The sequence below is a fragment of the Polaromonas eurypsychrophila genome, assembly GCF_014641715.1.
GTDB lineage: Bacteria > Pseudomonadota > Gammaproteobacteria > Burkholderiales > Burkholderiaceae_C > Polaromonas > Polaromonas eurypsychrophila.
The window spans coordinates 1-16,862 of record NZ_BMIG01000006.1 but is presented as its reverse complement, the minus strand read 5'-3'; the positions used below and the strand labels follow the sequence as shown (position 1 = coordinate 16,862).

Annotated in this window: 14 protein-coding genes; 8 read left to right on the top strand and 6 right to left on the bottom strand. The window is 61.4% G+C overall.

Features of this window, described 5'->3' with window-relative positions; genetic code table 11:
- The first annotated feature begins 12 nt into the window (after positions 1–12).
- From IEX16_RS09675 to IEX16_RS09665, 3 genes are all read left to right on the top strand, one after another.
- The gene (locus tag IEX16_RS09675; RefSeq protein ID WP_188708255.1) at positions 13–537 is read left to right on the top strand and encodes a phosphoribosyltransferase; all 525 of its coding nucleotides are present in this window, start codon (positions 13–15) and stop codon (positions 535–537) included.
- 630 nt (positions 538–1,167) lie between these two features.
- A complete protein-coding gene (locus IEX16_RS09670; RefSeq protein WP_188708254.1) occupies positions 1,168–2,355 on the top strand; it encodes a PLP-dependent transferase in 1,188 nt (395 codons plus the stop codon).
- Positions 2,356–2,380: 25 nt separating this feature from the next.
- On the top strand, positions 2,381–2,545 hold the full coding sequence (locus IEX16_RS09665) for a hypothetical protein (protein WP_188708252.1): 165 nt from the start codon (positions 2,381–2,383) through the stop codon (positions 2,543–2,545).
- Positions 2,546–2,698: 153 nt separating this feature from the next.
- Here IEX16_RS09665 and mnmH read toward each other — a convergent pair whose 3' ends face one another.
- The gene (mnmH, locus tag IEX16_RS09660; RefSeq protein ID WP_188708250.1) at positions 2,699–3,754 is read right to left on the bottom strand and encodes a tRNA 2-selenouridine(34) synthase MnmH; all 1,056 of its coding nucleotides are present in this window, start codon (positions 3,752–3,754) and stop codon (positions 2,699–2,701) included.
- Positions 3,751–4,458 (bottom strand): arylesterase, encoded by a 708-nt coding sequence (locus tag IEX16_RS09655; RefSeq protein WP_188708248.1) that lies wholly within the window; start codon positions 4,456–4,458, stop codon positions 3,751–3,753. Before IEX16_RS09655 ends, mnmH begins: the two co-directional genes overlap by 4 nt.
- Here IEX16_RS09655 and IEX16_RS09650 point away from each other — a divergent pair.
- Complete coding sequence (locus IEX16_RS09650; protein ID WP_188708247.1) at positions 4,457–5,179, top strand: ABC transporter ATP-binding protein; 723 nt, start codon at positions 4,457–4,459, stop codon at positions 5,177–5,179. The two genes, IEX16_RS09655 and IEX16_RS09650, sit on opposite strands and share 2 nt — an antisense overlap.
- A 210-nt stretch (positions 5,180–5,389) precedes the next feature.
- The gene (locus IEX16_RS09645; RefSeq protein WP_188708245.1) at positions 5,390–6,055 is read left to right on the top strand and encodes a DsbA family oxidoreductase; all 666 of its coding nucleotides are present in this window, start codon (positions 5,390–5,392) and stop codon (positions 6,053–6,055) included.
- A 7-nt stretch (positions 6,056–6,062) separates the two neighbouring features.
- On the opposite strand, the gene IEX16_RS09640 is transcribed toward IEX16_RS09645, so the two are convergent.
- From IEX16_RS09640 to argA, 3 genes are all read right to left on the bottom strand, one after another.
- Positions 6,063–6,500 (bottom strand): OsmC family protein, encoded by a 438-nt coding sequence (locus IEX16_RS09640; RefSeq protein ID WP_188708244.1) that lies wholly within the window; start codon positions 6,498–6,500, stop codon positions 6,063–6,065.
- Between the two features lie 376 nt (positions 6,501–6,876).
- Positions 6,877–7,029: a hypothetical protein gene (locus IEX16_RS09635; protein WP_188708242.1), complete on the bottom strand. Its 153-nt coding sequence runs from the start codon at positions 7,027–7,029 to the stop codon at positions 6,877–6,879.
- Positions 7,030–7,299: 270 nt separating this feature from the next.
- A complete protein-coding gene (gene argA / locus IEX16_RS09630; RefSeq protein ID WP_188708240.1) occupies positions 7,300–8,646 on the bottom strand; it encodes an amino-acid N-acetyltransferase in 1,347 nt (448 codons plus the stop codon).
- A gap of 291 nt (positions 8,647–8,937) precedes the next feature.
- On the opposite strand from argA, the gene IEX16_RS09625 reads away from it, so the two are divergent.
- The 3 genes from IEX16_RS09625 (at position 8,938) to IEX16_RS09615 (ending at position 16,262) form a co-directional block, all read left to right on the top strand.
- A complete protein-coding gene (locus IEX16_RS09625; RefSeq protein ID WP_188708237.1) occupies positions 8,938–10,161 on the top strand; it encodes a sensor domain-containing diguanylate cyclase in 1,224 nt (407 codons plus the stop codon).
- 192 nt (positions 10,162–10,353) lie between these two features.
- Positions 10,354–14,175 (top strand): ATP-dependent RNA helicase HrpA, encoded by a 3,822-nt coding sequence (gene hrpA / locus IEX16_RS09620; protein ID WP_229676294.1) that lies wholly within the window; start codon positions 10,354–10,356, stop codon positions 14,173–14,175.
- A 35-nt stretch (positions 14,176–14,210) separates the two neighbouring features.
- Positions 14,211–16,262: a tetratricopeptide repeat protein gene (locus IEX16_RS09615; protein WP_188708235.1), complete on the top strand. Its 2,052-nt coding sequence runs from the start codon at positions 14,211–14,213 to the stop codon at positions 16,260–16,262.
- Positions 16,263–16,347: 85 nt separating this feature from the next.
- Here IEX16_RS09615 and IEX16_RS09610 read toward each other — a convergent pair whose 3' ends face one another.
- A complete protein-coding gene (locus IEX16_RS09610; protein ID WP_188708233.1) occupies positions 16,348–16,506 on the bottom strand; it encodes a DUF3309 family protein in 159 nt (52 codons plus the stop codon).
- Positions 16,507–16,862: the final 356 nt, after the last annotated feature.

The following is a 16,862-nucleotide window of genomic DNA, read 5'->3' as shown; positions in this document are numbered from 1 at the left end:
GGAGCATTTTCCATGTTGACCGAAGACGGCAAACACCTTTACGTCAGTTATGACGAATACCACAACCTGATTGAAAAGCTGGCGATCAAGATCCACCAGTCCGGCTGGCAGTTCGACACCATCCTGTGCCTGGCCCGCGGCGGCATGCGGCCCGGCGACATCCTCTCGCGTATCTTCGACAAGCCGCTGGCCATCATGTCCACCAGCTCTTACCGCGCAGACGCGGGCATGACACAAGGCAACCTGGACATCGCACGTTTCATCACCACACCCAAGGGTGAAATCGCCGGCAAGGTGCTACTGGTCGACGACCTGGCTGACACCGGTCACACCCTCAACGCCGTAATCCACCAGCTGCGCAACAACTACAAGCCAATCACCGAGTTGCGCAGCGCGGTGATCTGGACCAAGGGCGTGTCGACCTTTCAGCCCGATTATTCGGTCGAGTTTTTGCCGACGAACCCCTGGATCCATCAGCCCTTCGAAGGGTACGACGCGCTGCGTCCGGCGCAGCTCATGGAGAAATGGAAGATTTAAGCCCCCAGGTTTGCCAGCGGCGGCCCGGGCCATAAGGTTCATTGGGTTTGGCTGTCATCCCGGACTTGATCCGGGATCCATCTCCGTTTACCTCGTGCCTTAAGGTTGGTCACCAAGCCGGGTCTCGCCCCGGCGGGCGAGTTACTTTTCTTTGTCTCGCCAAAGAAACCTAACGAAAAGAAAGGCGACCCGATGGTCTGGGTCCCTCCGCTTCGGTACGGGCAACCTGTGGTGCTCGCGAAAAATGGGGTCGAGCTCGAACTCGCCTTCGGCTCAAACAATCGCTCGCCCTGATCCATTTTTCGCTGCGCTCCTCGGCCCAGCCCGACGGGTGGAAAGAAAACAAATACCTGACAGAAATCCGGAGTCCTTGAAGCGCAAAGCGCTTCAAGGACGGGAATCCCAACGAACGGTCATGTTTGCACGCGAGCGCAGCGCACGCGGCCACATGAGGTCCCCCTTCATCGCCCAGCGGGGCGAGGGAGGGGTTAGGGGAGGGAGTGGGGAGTCAAGTTCTGCTGTCTCAGGCATAGCCCGGGTCCTGCAATCTGCCCGTGTTGAATAAGCGCGCTTCCGTCAGGCCATCACACAGGCGCTGACGGCAGAAATCCCCAGCCGTTACCATCGGGCATGAGCGACAAGTCCACCCAATTGATACATCACGGCTACAAGCCGCCCGCCGGTTTTGATTCGGTCCAGCCCGGCATCCACAAAGCCTCCACCATCATTTTCCCCAGCGTTGCGGCCCTGCGCCAGCGCGACTGGAAACACAAGACTGGCTACACCTACGGCCTGCACGGCACGCCGACCACCTTCACGCTTGAGGAGCGCATTTGCACGCTGGAAGGTGGGCAATATTGCACCCTGGTGCCCAGCGGGCTGGCGTCGGTGGTGCTGGTCGATATGGCGCTGCTCAAGGCCGGCGACCAGGTGCTGATTCCCGACAACGCCTACGGCCCGAACAAGGCCTTTGCGCAGAATGAACTGACCGCCTGGGGCGTGAGCTTCGCGTATTACGACGCCATGTCACCGTCCGACCTGGCAGCCAAACTGACGGCCCGCACCCGATTGGTCTGGCTCGAGGCGCCGGGCTCCATCACGCTGGAGTTTCCGGATCTGCCGGCGCTGGTGGCCGTCGTGAAAGCGCATGGCGATGCCCATCCGCAAGGCATCGTGACGGCGCTGGACAACACCTGGGGCGCCGGCATAGCCTTCAACGCTTTTGACCTCGGTGCCGACATCTCGGTGCAGGCTCTGACCAAATACCCCAGCGGCGGCGCCGATGTGCTGATGGGCTCGGTGGTTACCCGCGACGAGGCTTTGCACCAGCTGCTGCACTTCTGCCACATGCGGGTGGGTTACGGCGTCAGCGGCAACGACGCCGAGCTGGTGCTGCGCGGCCTCAACAGCATCGCCCTGCGTTACGCGGCGCAAGACGCCACCACACGCGCGCTGGCCGGTTGGCTGCAGCAGCAACCGCAGATCGAGGCCGTGCTGCATCCGGCGCTGGCCGGCTCACCCGGCCACGCCGCCTGGCAGCGCGACTGCACAGGCGCGGCCTGCCTGATGAGTGCGGTGTTCAAGCCCGGCTACAGCCAGGTCACGCTCGACGCCCTCTGCGACAACCTCAAACTGTTCAACATTGGCTACAGCTGGGCCGGCCCGATCAGCCTGTGTGTGCCCTATGACGTGCCCGCGATTCGAACCACGGGCTGGCCCTATAAAGGCGGTCTGGTGCGTTTTTCTGTCGGGCTGGAGGCGCTGTCCGACTTGCAGGCCGACTTGGCCCAGGCGCTGTCCCTGATGCAGTACAGTTAGAACATATTCCTGAAGAAAGCACGCTGTGGCAACTCCCAATTATTCCTACGAAAAACGCCAGAAAGAGCTGGCCAAAAAGAAGAAAAAAGAGGAAAAACTCAAACGCAAGGCCGAAGGCAAGCCGGACCTGCCCGATGACGACACGCCCGATGGCGATGCCGGCGCGCCGCCCGCCGAACCTGCCGCCTGATTCGTGGAAGGCCAGCAGAAATTTTGAATGAAATCGGGCTCCAGCCCATACCCAGCGGGCGCAGACAGCTAGACTTTTAATAGCAAGCCCCGCCTCCAAGGCTCCGCCGGGACAGCAACCCTGTCCCCCGGAGCTTTTTTCATAGGCGCCGTTTTATGTCGCGAGCAGGCTGCGCGCCAACGTCGTCATGGCGGCTGTACTGTGGTCGCTCGGCGCCAGTACTTGGGCGGTGTCGTATTGCGTGAAGTTGCGCCGCATCGACTGCAGGTAAACCGGGTCGTAGTGCTGCAGCAGCAGCTCGCGTACTACGGAGGCCACATCACCGCTGTGCGCCCGCGCCTGCCAGTCGCTCACCACGTCCTTGCCGCGCGCCTCGGTCAGCGCGCCCAGGCGATCGCAGAAAAATGCAGTGTCCTTCACGAAAAAATCATAGTCTTCCAGCAGCAGCGCAACGCGTTCGTCCTCAGCCAGGTCCAGCCGCAGGCAGGGACTGGCGCGCATGGCGGCGATCAGGCCTTCCGGCACGGCCACATTGCCCACTTTTTTGCTTTCGCTTTCGATGTAGACGGGGCGCGCCGGGTCAAAGCCGCGCAGGGCCGCCCAGACCAGACTGTCAAAAGCCTTCTGGCTCGGTTGCGGCACACCGGGAATCATGCCCAGCACCGAACTGCGGTGGTTGGCAAGGCCTTCCAGGTCCAGCACCTGCGCGCCCTGGGCGGCAAGCGCATGCAACAGCCGGGTCTTGCCCGCGCCCGTGGGGCCGCAAACGACTTGGTACTGGTGCCGCGCCGCCAGTTGCGGCAGGTCGGCCACCAGTGCGGCGCGAAAGGCCTTGTAGCCGCCGTCCACCAGCGTCACCTTGAAGCCGATCTGGTCCAGAATCAGCGCCAGCGAACCGCTGCGTTTGCCGCCGCGCCAGCAGTAGACCAGTGGTTGCCACTCTCGCGGCTTGTCCAGCACCTCGCGCTGGATGTGTGCCGAGATATTTCTGGCGACCAGCGCGGCGCCCAGCTTTTTGGCTTCGAACTGGCTGATCTGCTTGTAACGCGTGCCGACGATCTTGCGTTCCTCGTCATTCAGGCTGGGCCAGTTGACGGCGCCGGGCAAGTGGTCTTCGGCATATTCGCCTTCGCTGCGGGCATCAATCACGGCGGAATAGTCAACCAGGCTGGCCAATGCCTGTTCGGCGGAGATCCGTTCCAGGCTCACTTGAGGAGTTTCTTCAGGTCGGGCCAGACGTTGGCCAGCATTTTGGCCTGTGACTGCTCATTGGGGTGGATGCGGTCCGCCTGGAAGTTGCCGACCGCGTCATCCACGTCCGCCACACCCTTGAGGAAGAAGGGCAGCAACGCGGCTTTTTCGGCCCTGGCGACCTTGGCGAACAGCCCGGAGAAGGTCGCGCCGTAAGCACCGCCATAGTTCGGCGGTACCTGCATGCCCAGCAGCAGCACTTTGGCGCCGATTTTTTTCGCGGCCTGCGTCATTGCCCGCAGGTTGGCCTCGGTCATGTCCAGCGGCAGGCCGCGCAGGGCGTCGTTGCCGCCCAGCTCGATCACTACGACTGTGGGTTTGTGCTGGGCCAGCAGCGCCGGCAGGCGCGAGCGGCCGCCCGAGGTGGTGTCGCCGCTGATGCTCGCGTTGATTACACGAACATTTTTCTTCTCGCCAGCAAGCTGTTTTTCGAGCAGCGGCACCCAGCCGGTGCCGCGCTTGAGGCCGTATTCGGCGCTCAGGGAGTCACCAACGATCAGCACCGTGTCTCCGGCAGCGACTGCGGTCTGGGCTTGCGCCAGCAGCGGCAAGGCGGCGACAACAGCCAGCAGCAGTGCGCCCAAAGGTTTTACCAGCCGGGCGGCCGCGGCGCGGACAAGCTTGGTAAAGTCTGTTCTCAAGTTTTCTGACAAGGCTGACATGTTTGAACCTGCGGTTAGTGTGCTGAACGACGCTGTTTCCGCGTCCACGAGCTCTTCAATTATTTCCGTGGAGCACGTTTTCAAGAGCGTGAGCGACTCGACCGGCACGCTGACCATTTTGCGCGATATTCATTTCGCACTGGCGGCCAGGGAGACTGCGGCGATCGTCGGTGCTTCGGGGTCGGGCAAAAGTACCTTGCTGTCCATCATCGCCGGGCTGGACACGCCGACCCAGGGCACGGTGCAACTGGCCGGTCAGGACCTGTTTGCGCTCAGCGAGGACGACCGCGCCGCATTGCGCGCGCAAAAAGTCGGATTTGTGTTCCAGAGCTTTCAGCTCATGGGCAATCTGACAGCGCTGGAAAACGTCATGCTGCCGCTGGAGCTGTCCGGCGCCAAAAATGCCCGTGCGCAGGCGACCGAGATGCTCAAACGCGTCGGCCTCGGTGAGCGGCTGGGTCACTATCCCAAGGTGCTATCGGGCGGCGAGCAACAACGGGTCGCGCTGGCCAGGGCTTTTGTGGTGCAGCCGGCGCTGCTGCTGGCCGACGAGCCGACCGGCAGCCTGGACTTTGCGACCGGCGAGACTGTGATGGCGCTGATGTTCGAGCTCAACAAGGAACTCGGGACCACTTTGGTGCTGGTGACACACGACCGCGGAATCGCCGCACGCTGTGAGCGCCGGATCACGCTGGAAGGCGGGCAGGTTGTTGGAAATTAAGAGTTAAACAGGGCTCTAGCCCATAGCCAGTCCGGCCAATCGGCAGGCAGATCGCGGTTGCAGCATTAGCAGTTGGGGCGGAGTTGGAGCATGGCAATCCGATGCAGTGTGTAGGGTTGAACGTGCTTGAATTTCGCAGCCTGGCGCCACATGTTACTGTTTCCTGGCTGTCTTTCGAGGCGGCTTTCGCCCACCCACAAGACCCCTGCCATGACTACAGCCGCGCCAGTTACCCTGAAAATCGATTTTGTCTCCGACGTGTCCTGCCCCTGGTGCGTGATCGGCCTGAAGTCCCTTGAAGAGGCCCTGGACCGGGTCGGCGACAGCGTAAAGGCCGAATTGCATTTCCAGCCCTTTGAACTGAACCCGAAGATGCCGACCGAAGGTCAGGATATTGGCGAACACCTGGCCGAAAAGTACGGCTCCACACCCGAGCAGTCGCAGCGCAACCGCGAGATGATTCGCGCGCGCGGACAGGAGGTGGATTTTACCTTCAGCATGGACAAGCGCGGCCGCATCTACAACACCTTCGATGCGCACCGGCTGCTGCATTGGGCCGGCGAAGAGGGGCAGGGCCTGCAGCAAGCGCTGAAGGAGGCGCTGTTCACAGCCTATTTCACGGATGGCGAGAGCCCCGGTGCACACGAAGTTCTGGTTCGTGTGGCTGGCGAGGCCGGTCTGGACGTGGCTCGCGCCAAGGCTATCCTCTCCTCAAGCGAGTATGCGGATGCAGTGCGCGAGCGCGAGCAGTTTTACCTGGGACAGGGCATCCACTCGGTGCCGGCCGTCATCATCAACGACAAACATCTGATTTCCGGCGGTCAGCCTGCCGAGGTGTTTGAGCAGGCCCTGCGCCAGATCGCTGCTGCCGGCTGACAGCCGCTCAGGACTTGAGCGTGGCAGTCAGCGTGATCTCTGCCACGCTCGCCAGTGCCTTGGACAGCGGGCAGCCGCGTTTGGCGGCTTCGGCGATCTGCTGGAATTGACCGGCGGCTATGCCCGGCACCTTGGCTTCCAGCGTCAGCGCGATGCGGTCGATCACAAAACCGTCGCCTTCGGGCACCAGCCTCACTTTGGCCTGGGTGTCCACTTGCTCGGTGGCAAAACCGGCCTTGTCACAGGCAAACGAGAAAGCCATGGTGAAGCAGGCGGCATGCGCCGCGCCCAGCAGTTCCTCTGGGTTGGTGCCTTTGCGGTCGTCTTCAAAACGGCTGCCAAACCCATAGGGGTAGGCTTTTAGTGCAGCGGTCTCGGTGCTGATCTGGCCCTGGCCTTTTTTGCCTTGGCCTTCCCAGTGAACGCTGGCGTTTTTTTCAGTCATGGGGTGTCCTTTGTGTGATGTGATGGATGGCGGGCCACGCCGCGCGTGGCCACCTATCCACTCTGCCCAGCCGGCCGGGGGCAGGGCGTGAGACATCATCGCCAGCGGGCGCTGGCGTTCTCCTACGCTAGGGGACGGTGAGCGTTACAGGGGCTTGCGTGCTGATGAATCTCATGCGGATCGCTCAGTCCGAAGTCTTGCCTTCCAAACAAACAGCGGGGGAGCCTCAAATCTGGGACACCTGTGATCATGACTGGGTAGTCTAAAAAGCGCGGTCCACACCAACTGCTACTAGCAATGCACCTATTGCAGCACAGCCAACTGCAAAGGCCCCTAAGACGAAACAGGCAATCAAAATCGCAGGCCTTACCCTTTTTCAACGCTCTTGAATATAAGTACCGTACGGTATAAAGAGCAGCGCAGCGGCGATGGCGCCAATTAGAAAAAGACTTAATGCAGCTACTCCATAGGGTTTAAATCCGATAAGGACTTCGGGTTTCAACACCAGCGCTTGGAAGAAGCCCAGCATTACGGCAACTCCTGCGCTATTTAAAACGGCTAGACCCTTGACGCCGCTGTTTATAACGGTGTGCCGTAATTTTTGGTGACACGCCTGTCGTCTCTTAAAGCTTTTTCCTCGTCAGTTAGCGAGCCTATGTCCTTGCTTTTGGTTTTCCAGCTCTTTTTAATGCCCATAGTCACTCCGTGTTCAACCGATGATAAGAAAGCTGATCATTTCATCGCAACAAGATCCTTTGGCAGGTAACGGAGAGCGCATGACGAAAACCACGCCGCCTGTCTACAGATTCTTCACCAGCACCAAACTCTTGCGATTGAGGTTGTACTTGCGCTTGCGGGCTTCCGGCAGCCAGTCGGGATCAACCTGCACAAAGCCGCGCTTGATGAACCAGTGCATGGTGCGGGTGGTCAGCACAAAAATGCTTTTCAGACCCATGCCGCGGGCGCGCTGCTCGATGCGTTTGAGGATGCGTTCGCCGTCACCCTGGCTCTGGCTGTGCGGTGACACCGTGAGGGCTGCCATCTCGGCGGTTTTGGCCTCGGGGTAGGGGTAGAGCGCGGCGCAGCCGAAAATCACGCCGTCGTGTTCGATCACGGTGTAGTGGTCGGCGTCGCGTTCAATCTCGGTGCGGTCGCGCTTGACCAGGGTGCCGTCTTTTTCAAACGGTTCGATCAGTTGCAGGATGCCGCCCACGTCGTCGGCCGTGGCTTCGCGCAGGCTTTCGAGCTTTTCGTCGATGACCATGGTGCCGATGCCGTCGTGCACATAAATTTCAAGCAGCAGGGAGCCGTCCACTGCAAACGGCAGGATGTGGCTGCGCTCGACGCCGGACTTGCAGGCCTTTACGCAGTGCTGCAGGTAAAACGCGGTGTCGGTCGGCTGGGTCGGGTTGGGCAGTTGTGCCAGCAGCTTCTCGGCGGCGGCGAGCGGCAACTCGGTGTCTATCGGGTTGTCCTCGCTTTCGGGCTGGTCCGGATTCATGCGGATTCCGGGGATTTCGGTCAGGAAGATCAGCTTGTCGGCCTGCAGTTCTATGGCCACGCTGGTGGCGACTTCTTCCATGGTCAGGTTGAAGGCCTCGCCGGTCGGTGAAAAACCGAAGGGCGACAGCAGCACCATGGCGCCAAAGTCCAGCGTGCGTTTGATGCCGGCGGTGTCAACCTTGCGCACCATGCCGGAGTGCTTGAAGTCCACGCCGTCGACGATGCCGACCGGCCGCGCGGTGATGAAGTTGCCTGAAATCACGCGCACGGTGGAGCCGGCCATCGGTGTGTTTGGCAGGCCCTGGCTGAAGGCGGCCTCGATCTCGTAACGCAACTGGCCGGCGGCTTCCTGGGCGCTGTCGAGAGCCACCGAGTCGGTGATACGCATGCCATGGGAGTATTTGGCCTCGTGACCCTTGGCCGCCAGTTGTTCGTTGACCTGGGGCCGGAAGCCGTGCACCAGCACGATCTTCACGCCCATGCTCTGGATCAGCGCCAGATCCTGCGCCAGGTGCTGCAGCTTGCCGGCAGCAATCGCCTCGCCTGCGATGCCGACCACAAAGGTTTTGCCGCGGTGCAGGTGGATGTAGGGCGCCACCGAGCGGAACCAGGGCACAAAGGTGAAGTTGAAGACCGCAGACATGGGCGCGCTTTCGGGTTGCAGGAGGGATAGGAGCCTGCGCGGCAGAAGGAACATCGGCTGCAAAGCGACCGCAGCGGTCCATTTTTCGCCGGCTTTTTGCCCCATAGCTACGGCTATGCGGCTGCAAATCCGACAAAAACTGTCCTCGCTGGGGCCGCTTTTCGCTTCGACGTCTTCTGCCGCGCAGACTCCTAGGGTGGCCAATGGCAGTGAGTGTAAGGGAGGGCGCGGGTTTTCATCGAGGTGAAGCCACTCGCCGAAGCGCCCGCTTCGCCGGATAATCTGGGACGCATGGACAAACTGGCCTATGGGTTCTGGGGGTGTTATTTCGGAACGACCGCACTGATGCTGGCCGGCTCTGCCATGGCGTTTAACCGTTCCCTGCACCGGATATCGCTCAACGCAGCGCTGTCTGCGACAGCGTCCGGTTTTTTTGTGCTTGCGTTTCTCGGTGCGCTGCCGATCCCGGACCCAGACACGCTGGCGCGCTTTTTGGCGCATGTGGCGATAGCGGCCTCGATGGTCCTGGCTTATCTGCTGTTTTCGATTGTGGGCGCTCTGGACAATCGCAAGACTCGCCGACGTACGCAATTAACCTTGGTAGCCCTGGCGCTGGGCGGTGTGGCCCTGGGCTGGCTGCTGCCAGCGGTCCATGCGCTTGCGGTCGGCGTTGGCATCGCCTGGTGGCTGGGACTGGTGGCCCTGGGTGTGGCGCTGCGCAGCGCCTGGCGCGGTGGCCGGCTGGCCTGGCGGGCTTTTTTTGGTGTGTTTTTCATGCTGATTGCCATGATTGGCCTGAGTTTTATTGCTTTGGCGCGTGGGCAGGTGCCGTGGCAGGTGCATGCGGTTAGCGCGCTGGCCGGCACGGCCTACCTGACCTTGATGGCGTCGGCATTGTGGGTGCGTTACTCCTACCTGATCGAGCTGAATCAGATCATGGCCCATGGCCCGAGTTATGACCCAGTGACCCGCATGCGGTCTCACACCGAAACCGGACACATGATCGTCAAGGCCTTCAAACACCAGCGCGACCAGCCCTCGGCGCTGGGCATGCTATTTGTGAGCATAGGCAATTTGTATGCACTTGAAAAACTGCACGGCATCGCAGCGATGAACCATGCCTTGTTTGTCTGTGCGGGGCGCTTGCGGCAGGTGGTGCCTGCCCAGTTTGAGTTGGGGCGTTTTGGCGAGGACGGTTTCTTGCTGCTGCTGCCCCAGTGCAGGGACAGCGGCCAACTGATCAAACTGGCGCACCGGCTCGGGCCGCGTTTGGCCAAGTCGGTGGCCCTGAACACCAGCGTGAACACCACTAAGCGAGAAAGCGAACAAACCCGCTGGCGGGCAGATGTGGGCATTGGCGTGTTGATGGTGTTTGAACCGGCGGCCAAAGTCTCTGTCACGCTGACCACGGCACGCGCCATGTCACGCGCCGCGATGAGTTATGCCAGCCGCGTGGCCTGGTTTGACCATGCCAGCGGCGAAGCGGTGGAGTTGCCGGCGCCCCAGGCTTCCTGAGCGGGCATTTCGTCCCGCCGGCTTGCGGGGCGCTTGTCTGCACCGATAATTGGCAGCTCCCATCCCGGTACCTCTGTACCCCCGTATCCCCGGAAGCCCCACGTCTTGTCGTCTCCCTTGTCCGTGCCCTTGAAGATCGATTTTCCCGAGTCCTTGCCCGTGTCGGGCAAGCGCGTGGAGATCACCGCCGCCATGCAGGCGCACCAGGTGGTCATCGTCTGTGGTGAAACCGGTTCCGGCAAAACCACGCAATTGCCTAAAATAGCGCTGGCCATGGGCCGCGGCAAGCTCAACTACCCGGCAGGCCAGGGCAAGCTGATAGGTCACACACAACCGCGCCGGATTGCCGCCTCCAGCGTGGCCAAACGGATTGCCGAGGAGCTGAAAACACCGCTGGGCGACGTGGTCGGCTACAAGGTGCGTTTTCAGGACCGCTTGAGCCGCGACGCCTCCGTCAAGCTGATGACCGACGGCATTTTGCTGGCCGAGACGCAGACCGACCCGCTGCTCAAGGCCTACGACACCATCATCATCGACGAGGCGCACGAGCGCAGCCTGAACATCGACTTCCTGCTCGGCTATTTGCGCCAGTTGCTGCCGCGCCGGCCCGACCTGAAAGTCGTAATAACTTCGGCGACGATTGATGCGCAGCGTTTTGCCGATTATTTTGCTTCTTCCAAAGGGCCAGCCCCGGTCATCATGGTGTCCGGGCGCATGTTTCCGGTCGAGCAGCGTTACCGGCCGTATGAAGAGTCGCGCGACTATGACCTGAACGACGCGATTGCCGATGGCGTCGATGAGCTTTGGCGCAACCCGCACAGTGCGGGCGACATCCTGATCTTTCTGCCCGGCGAACGCGAAATCCGCGAGGCCGCCGATCACCTGCGCAAACACCTGGCGCACCAGCCGCTGTTTCGCAATGCCGAGGTGCTGCCGCTGTTTGCGCGGCTTTCCCAAGCCGAGCAGGACCGCATTTTCGACGGCCACACCGGCCGGCGTATCGTGCTCGCCACCAACGTGGCCGAAACCTCGCTGACAGTGCCAGGCATCCGTTATGTGATTGATGCGGGCACGGCGCGCGTCAAGCGTTACAGCTTTCGCAACAAGGTCGAGCAGTTGATGGTTGAGCCGGTCTCGCAGGCCGCCGCCAACCAGCGCGCCGGCCGCTGCGGCCGTGTGGCCGACGGCATCTGCATCCGCCTGTACGACGAGCCCGATTTTTTGGGCCGGCCGCGTTTTACCGACCCGGAGATATTGCGCAGCTCGCTGGCCGCAGTGATTTTGCGCATGAAGGCGCTGCACCTGGGCACCATCGAAAGTTTTGCCTTCATCGAGCCGCCTCAGGGCCGTGCCATTGCCGACGGCTACCAGTTGCTGGCCGAGCTCGGCGCGGTGGACGACGACAACGAACTCACGCCGGTGGGCCGCAACCTGGCCCGCTTGCCGCTGGACCCGCGCGTGGGCCGCATGATCCTGGAAGCCAAAGACCGGCAAGCGCTCGACGAGGTGCTGGTGATCGCCAGCGCGCTCAGCGTGCAGGACGTGCGCGACCGGCCCATGGACAAGCAGGCGCAGGCCGACCAGGCGCATGCCAAGTTTGACGACGAGAAAAGCGAGTTCAGCGGCTACCTCAAGCTGTGGAAATGGTTGGGTGATGTGCGCGGTGGTCATGACGCGGTTCATAAGCTGACGAACCGCCAGTACGAAAACCTGCTGCGCGAGAACTACGTCAACATCCGCCGCGTACGGGAGTGGCGCGACATCCACTCGCAACTGCACAGCGTGGTCGGTGAACAAAAGTGGGTCTTGAATGACAAACCGGCCAGTTATGAGCAACTGCATTTGTCGATGCTGTGCGGCTTGCTGGGCAACCTCGGTATCAAGAATGAAGAAGATGACTGGTACCTGGGCGCACGCGGCATCAAGTTCTACCGGCATCCGGGCGCCAAGCTCAGCAAAAAACCTGGACGCTGGATCGTCGCGGCCGAACTGGTCGAAACCACGCGCCTGTTCGGCCGCGGCATCGCCAACATCGAGCCGCAGTGGGTCGAGCAGGTCGCCGGCCATTTGCTGAAAAAGCAGCTGCTGGATCCGCACTGGGAAAAGAAGGCCGCCCAGGTCACCGCGCTGGAGCGCGCCACACTTTACGGCCTGGTGATCTATAACGGCCGGCGCGTCAATTTCGGCCGCGTTGATCCGGTGACAGCGCGCGAGATATTCATCCGCGAAGCGCTGGTGGCCGGCAACTGGGACACCAAACTGCCTTTCCTCGCGGCCAACCTGAAGCTGATCCAGCAGGTGCAGGACCTGGAGCACAAGGCGCGGCGCCAGGACGTGCTGGTGGACGAAGAGCTGATCTACGCCTTTTATGACCAGCAACTGCCGGCCGACATCTGCACCGGCGCCGGCTGTGAGCATTGGTACAAGGACGAGGTCAAGAAGCAGCCCAAGCTGCTGCTCTTGAGCCGCGAAGAACTGATGCGCCATGAAGCGGCCGGCATCACCACGCAGTCCTTCCCGAAAACGCTGAGGTTGGGGGGCGTCGATTGTCTGGCGACTTATTTGCATGAGCCGGGCGATGCCAAAGACGGCGTGACTGTTGACGTACTGCTGTTTGCCTTGAATCAGGTCAACGAGGAGCGCTGCGAGTGGCTGGTGCCCGGCATGCTCAAGGACAAGATCCAGGCGCTGATCAAGACCCTGCATCAGCGGCCACGCTCGCGGCTGGTGCCGCTGCCGGAGACGGCGGCGCGCATGGCGGCGGAACTGTTGCTGCCGGAAAAGTTTGGCGCCGGCTCGCTGACCGATGCTGTGCTCAAGCTGGTCCGCGATGCGACCTCGCTGGACATAAAGCGCAACGACATGAAGCTGGAGATGCTGCCGCCGCATCTGTTCATGAACTTCCGCGTGGTTGATGAACACGGCCGCCAGCTCGGCACTGGCCGCAACCTGGGCACACTCAAGGGCGATCTGGGGTCGCAGGCGCGCGGAGCCTTCCAGGCGCTGGCCGGTCTCAAAACACGGCCGGCGTCCGAATCTGCGCAGGATTCAGAGTCAAATCGTCCTCCAGCCCATAGCGGGCGGGTGCAAGCAGCTCCTGAAAACATAGCAAGCCCGGGGCCCCAGCCGGCTCGCACGCCCGAGCGCTACACCAGCTGGAGCTTTGGCGAGTTGCCGGAAATCATGGAAATCAGCAAGGGCAAACAGACCCTGATCGGGTTCCCGGCACTGATCGACCTTGGCGACGCCGTGACCATCGAGGTGTTTGACGAGCCCAACGTGGCGGCCATCAAACACCGCGCCGGCCTGAGGCGGCTGTTCTCTCTGCAGATCAGGGACGCGCTCAAGTACCTCGAGAAAAACCTGCCCGACCTGCAGAAGATGGCCACCGCCTACATGCTGGTGGGTCGCGCTGCCGACAACTCGGGCGGCGGCACGCTGGAAGAACTGCGCGAGCAGATCATCGAAGTCGCGCTGGACCGCGCCTTTCTTCAGGATCCGCTGCCGACCCAGGAAGCCGACTTCAAAAAGCGCATCGACGACGGGCGAGGGCGCCTGACCCTGATCGCCAGTGAAGTCGCGCGCCTGGCTGCCGTCATCCTGACCGAGTTTGCAGCGGCCCAGCGCAAGATCAAGGACACAAAAAACGCTGCCGAAGCCTCTCTGGATGCCGCCCAGCAGTTGCAGCGCCTGGTGCCCAAACGCTTCCTGACGGCCACACCGTATGCGCAGCTGCAGCACTTTCCGCGTTACCTCAAGGCCATCACGCTGCGGCTGGAGAAGTGGCGCGCCGACCCTGCCCGTGACGCCGCGCGCCTGGCCGAGCTGCGGCCACAGGAGCAGCGCTATTGGCGGCTGGTGGCCGAACGCAAGGGCGCAGCCGATGCACGGCTGCAGGAGCTGCGCTGGCTGATCGAAGAGCTGCGCGTCAGCTTTTTTGCGCAGGAGCTGCGCACCCCCCAGCCGGTCAGCATCAAGCGGCTGGACAAAGCCTGGCTGCTGCTCACCCATTAAATCAAGGCCGAAATTTCGATTCGATCTATTCAACCATGAAGCACAAGTCCGGAAAGCCGCCTCAAGCAAAACCCAGCGTCAGGCACCCAACGCAGGTGCAAGCGCAGGCCAGCCTTGCCAGCGGCCTGGCCTTGCATCAGCGGGGGCAGCTCAATGAGGCACGGGCTTGTTACCTGCAGGTACTCGAGCTGCAGCCCCGGCATTTCGACGCATTGCATTTGCTGGGCGTGGTTGCCGCGCAAACGAAAAATTTTGCGCAGGCTCTGGAATTGTTTGACCAGGCCACTGGGATTAATGCGAGTCACGCTTTCGCCTTCAACAACCGTGGCAATGTATTGAGGGACCTGAGGCAGCCCGAGAGGGCGATTGCAAGCTACGACAAAGCCATTGCGCTCAAGGCGGACTACGCAGAAGCTCACAACAGCCGCGGCAGCGCCTTGATGGACCTGGCGAAGACGCAGGACGCGCTCCAGAGTTATGACAAAGCGATTGCGCTCAAAGGGGATTACGCCGAAGCGCATACCAATCGGGGCAACGCCTTGTTGGCCTTGACGCTGCACCAGGCTGCCATAGCGAGCCACGACCGGGCGATCGCCCTGAAACCAGACTATGCCGAGGCTCACAATAATCGTGGCGCGGCGCTTGCGGCGCTTCAGCAGTTCAGCACCGCCATTAACAGTTATGACCAGGCCATCGCATACAGGGCCAGCTATGCGCAGGCTTACTACAACCGCGCCAATGCTTTGGTGGAGTTGAAAGAGCTTGAGACGGCTCTGGAGAGTTACGACAAAGCCATAGCGCTCAACCCGGCGCACGCCGAGGCGCACAACAATCGCGGCAATGCGCTCAGGGGGATGGAGCGTCTGGAGGTAGCCCTTGCGAGCTATGACCAAGCCATCGCGTTCAAGGCAGACTTCGCCGATGCACATAACAACCGTGGCAACGCCTTGAGCGACCTGCGGCAGTTTCGCGCGGCCCTGGAAAGTTATAACCAGGCCATCGCCCTCAAGGCGGACCATGCCGAGGCGTATAACAACCGCGGCAGTGCGTTCAGGGATCTGCAACAGCCGCAAGCGGCGATTGACAGTTACGACCAGGCCATCACGCTTCAGCCCGACTATGCCAAGGCGCACCTCAACCGCAGCCTTTGTCTTTTGCAGATGGGTGATTTCGAGCATGGCTGGGAAGAATATGAATGGCGCTGGGAAGATGAAGCCTTGCAAAAATCCGTGCGCCAGTTCACCCAACCGCTTTGGCTGGGCGCAGAGCCATTGCACGGCAAAACGATCTTGTTGCATGCCGAACAGGGGTTTGGCGACACGCTCCAGTTTTGCCGCTATGCCAGGCTGGTCAGCGATCTGGGCGCACGTGTCCTGTTGGAGGTTCAAGCGCCATTGGCGGGGTTGCTGGCCGAGCTGGATGGGGTGGCGCAGGTCCTCAAGTGCGGCGAGCCGCTGCCCGCGTTTGACTGCCATTGCCCTTTGTTGAGCCTGCCTTTCGCCTTCAAGATAAGGCTCGACAAGCTGCCGGCTGGTGCAAGTTATCTGGCGCCGCTCCCGGACAAGGTGGCGCAATGGGCAGCCCGGTTGGGTGAAAAATCAACACCCCGCGTTGGTTTGGTCTGGAGTGGAAGCGCCACCCACAAAAACGACCGCAACAGAAGTGTGCGCTTGTCGGAATGGCTCAGGTTTTTGCCCGAAGGCTTGCAGTACGTTAGTCTGCAGAAGGAGACCCGCGCCGAGGACAAAGAGACGCTGGCGCTGAATCCGCACATCGTGCGCCTGGACGAGGAAATCACTGACTTTTCCGACACGGCGGCACTTTGCGAAATGATGGATGTGGTGGTCAGCGTCGATACCAGTGTGGCGCATCTTGCCTGCGCCATGGGCAAATCAACATGGATTGCCTTGCCGCTCAACCCGGACTGGCGCTGGCTGCTCGAACGCAGCGATAGCCACTGGTATCCCTGCGCGAAGCTCTATCGCCAGGAAGCGGCTGGAGATTGGGACGGTGTTTTCAGACGCATCGGGACTGACCTGGGTGCACTTGCCGCGCCTTTCTCCCCGCCGTTATCTGCCAAACCCTGAAGTCCGGTTTGGGTCTCTGGCCTGAGGCAAAAAAAGGACCCGGCGTTGAATACCGGGCCTTTTTTTTTGGTGAAAGGCTGGAGCGCTAAATCCGGCCCATCAGCAGCAGCACGATGAGGATGATGACGACCAGACCCAGACCGCCGCTGGGACCGTAACCCCAACTGCGACTGTGGCCCCAGGTGGGCAGCGCGCCGACCAGAATCAGGATAAGCACGATGAGCAGGATGAGTGAAATCGACATGTGAAACTCCTTGTTGTGTGTGCAGTCATTCTCGTCCGCAGCCCGCAGAAAGTTGGCAGGAATGTGCGCTGCGGCACCGTCAGGGAGTTCCTACAGTTGACGAAGGAAAGCGGCTCGCGCTGCCGCGTTACCTCGCGCGTGCCGGAACCGCAGTAACCCGACCTCTACGGAGTGTCATCCCGGACTTGATCCGGGATCCATCTCTGGCTGCTTCGATCGCTGGTAGTTGGTTCCGCACCTGTTGGCCGGGGGTTGCCCGGCGGCAAGTAACTTTCTTTTGCTTCGCTTTATGGACCGGACACATGGTGGACAGGTGTGCGGGGACATGGGTGACACTTTCCGGTCAATTAGCCGGG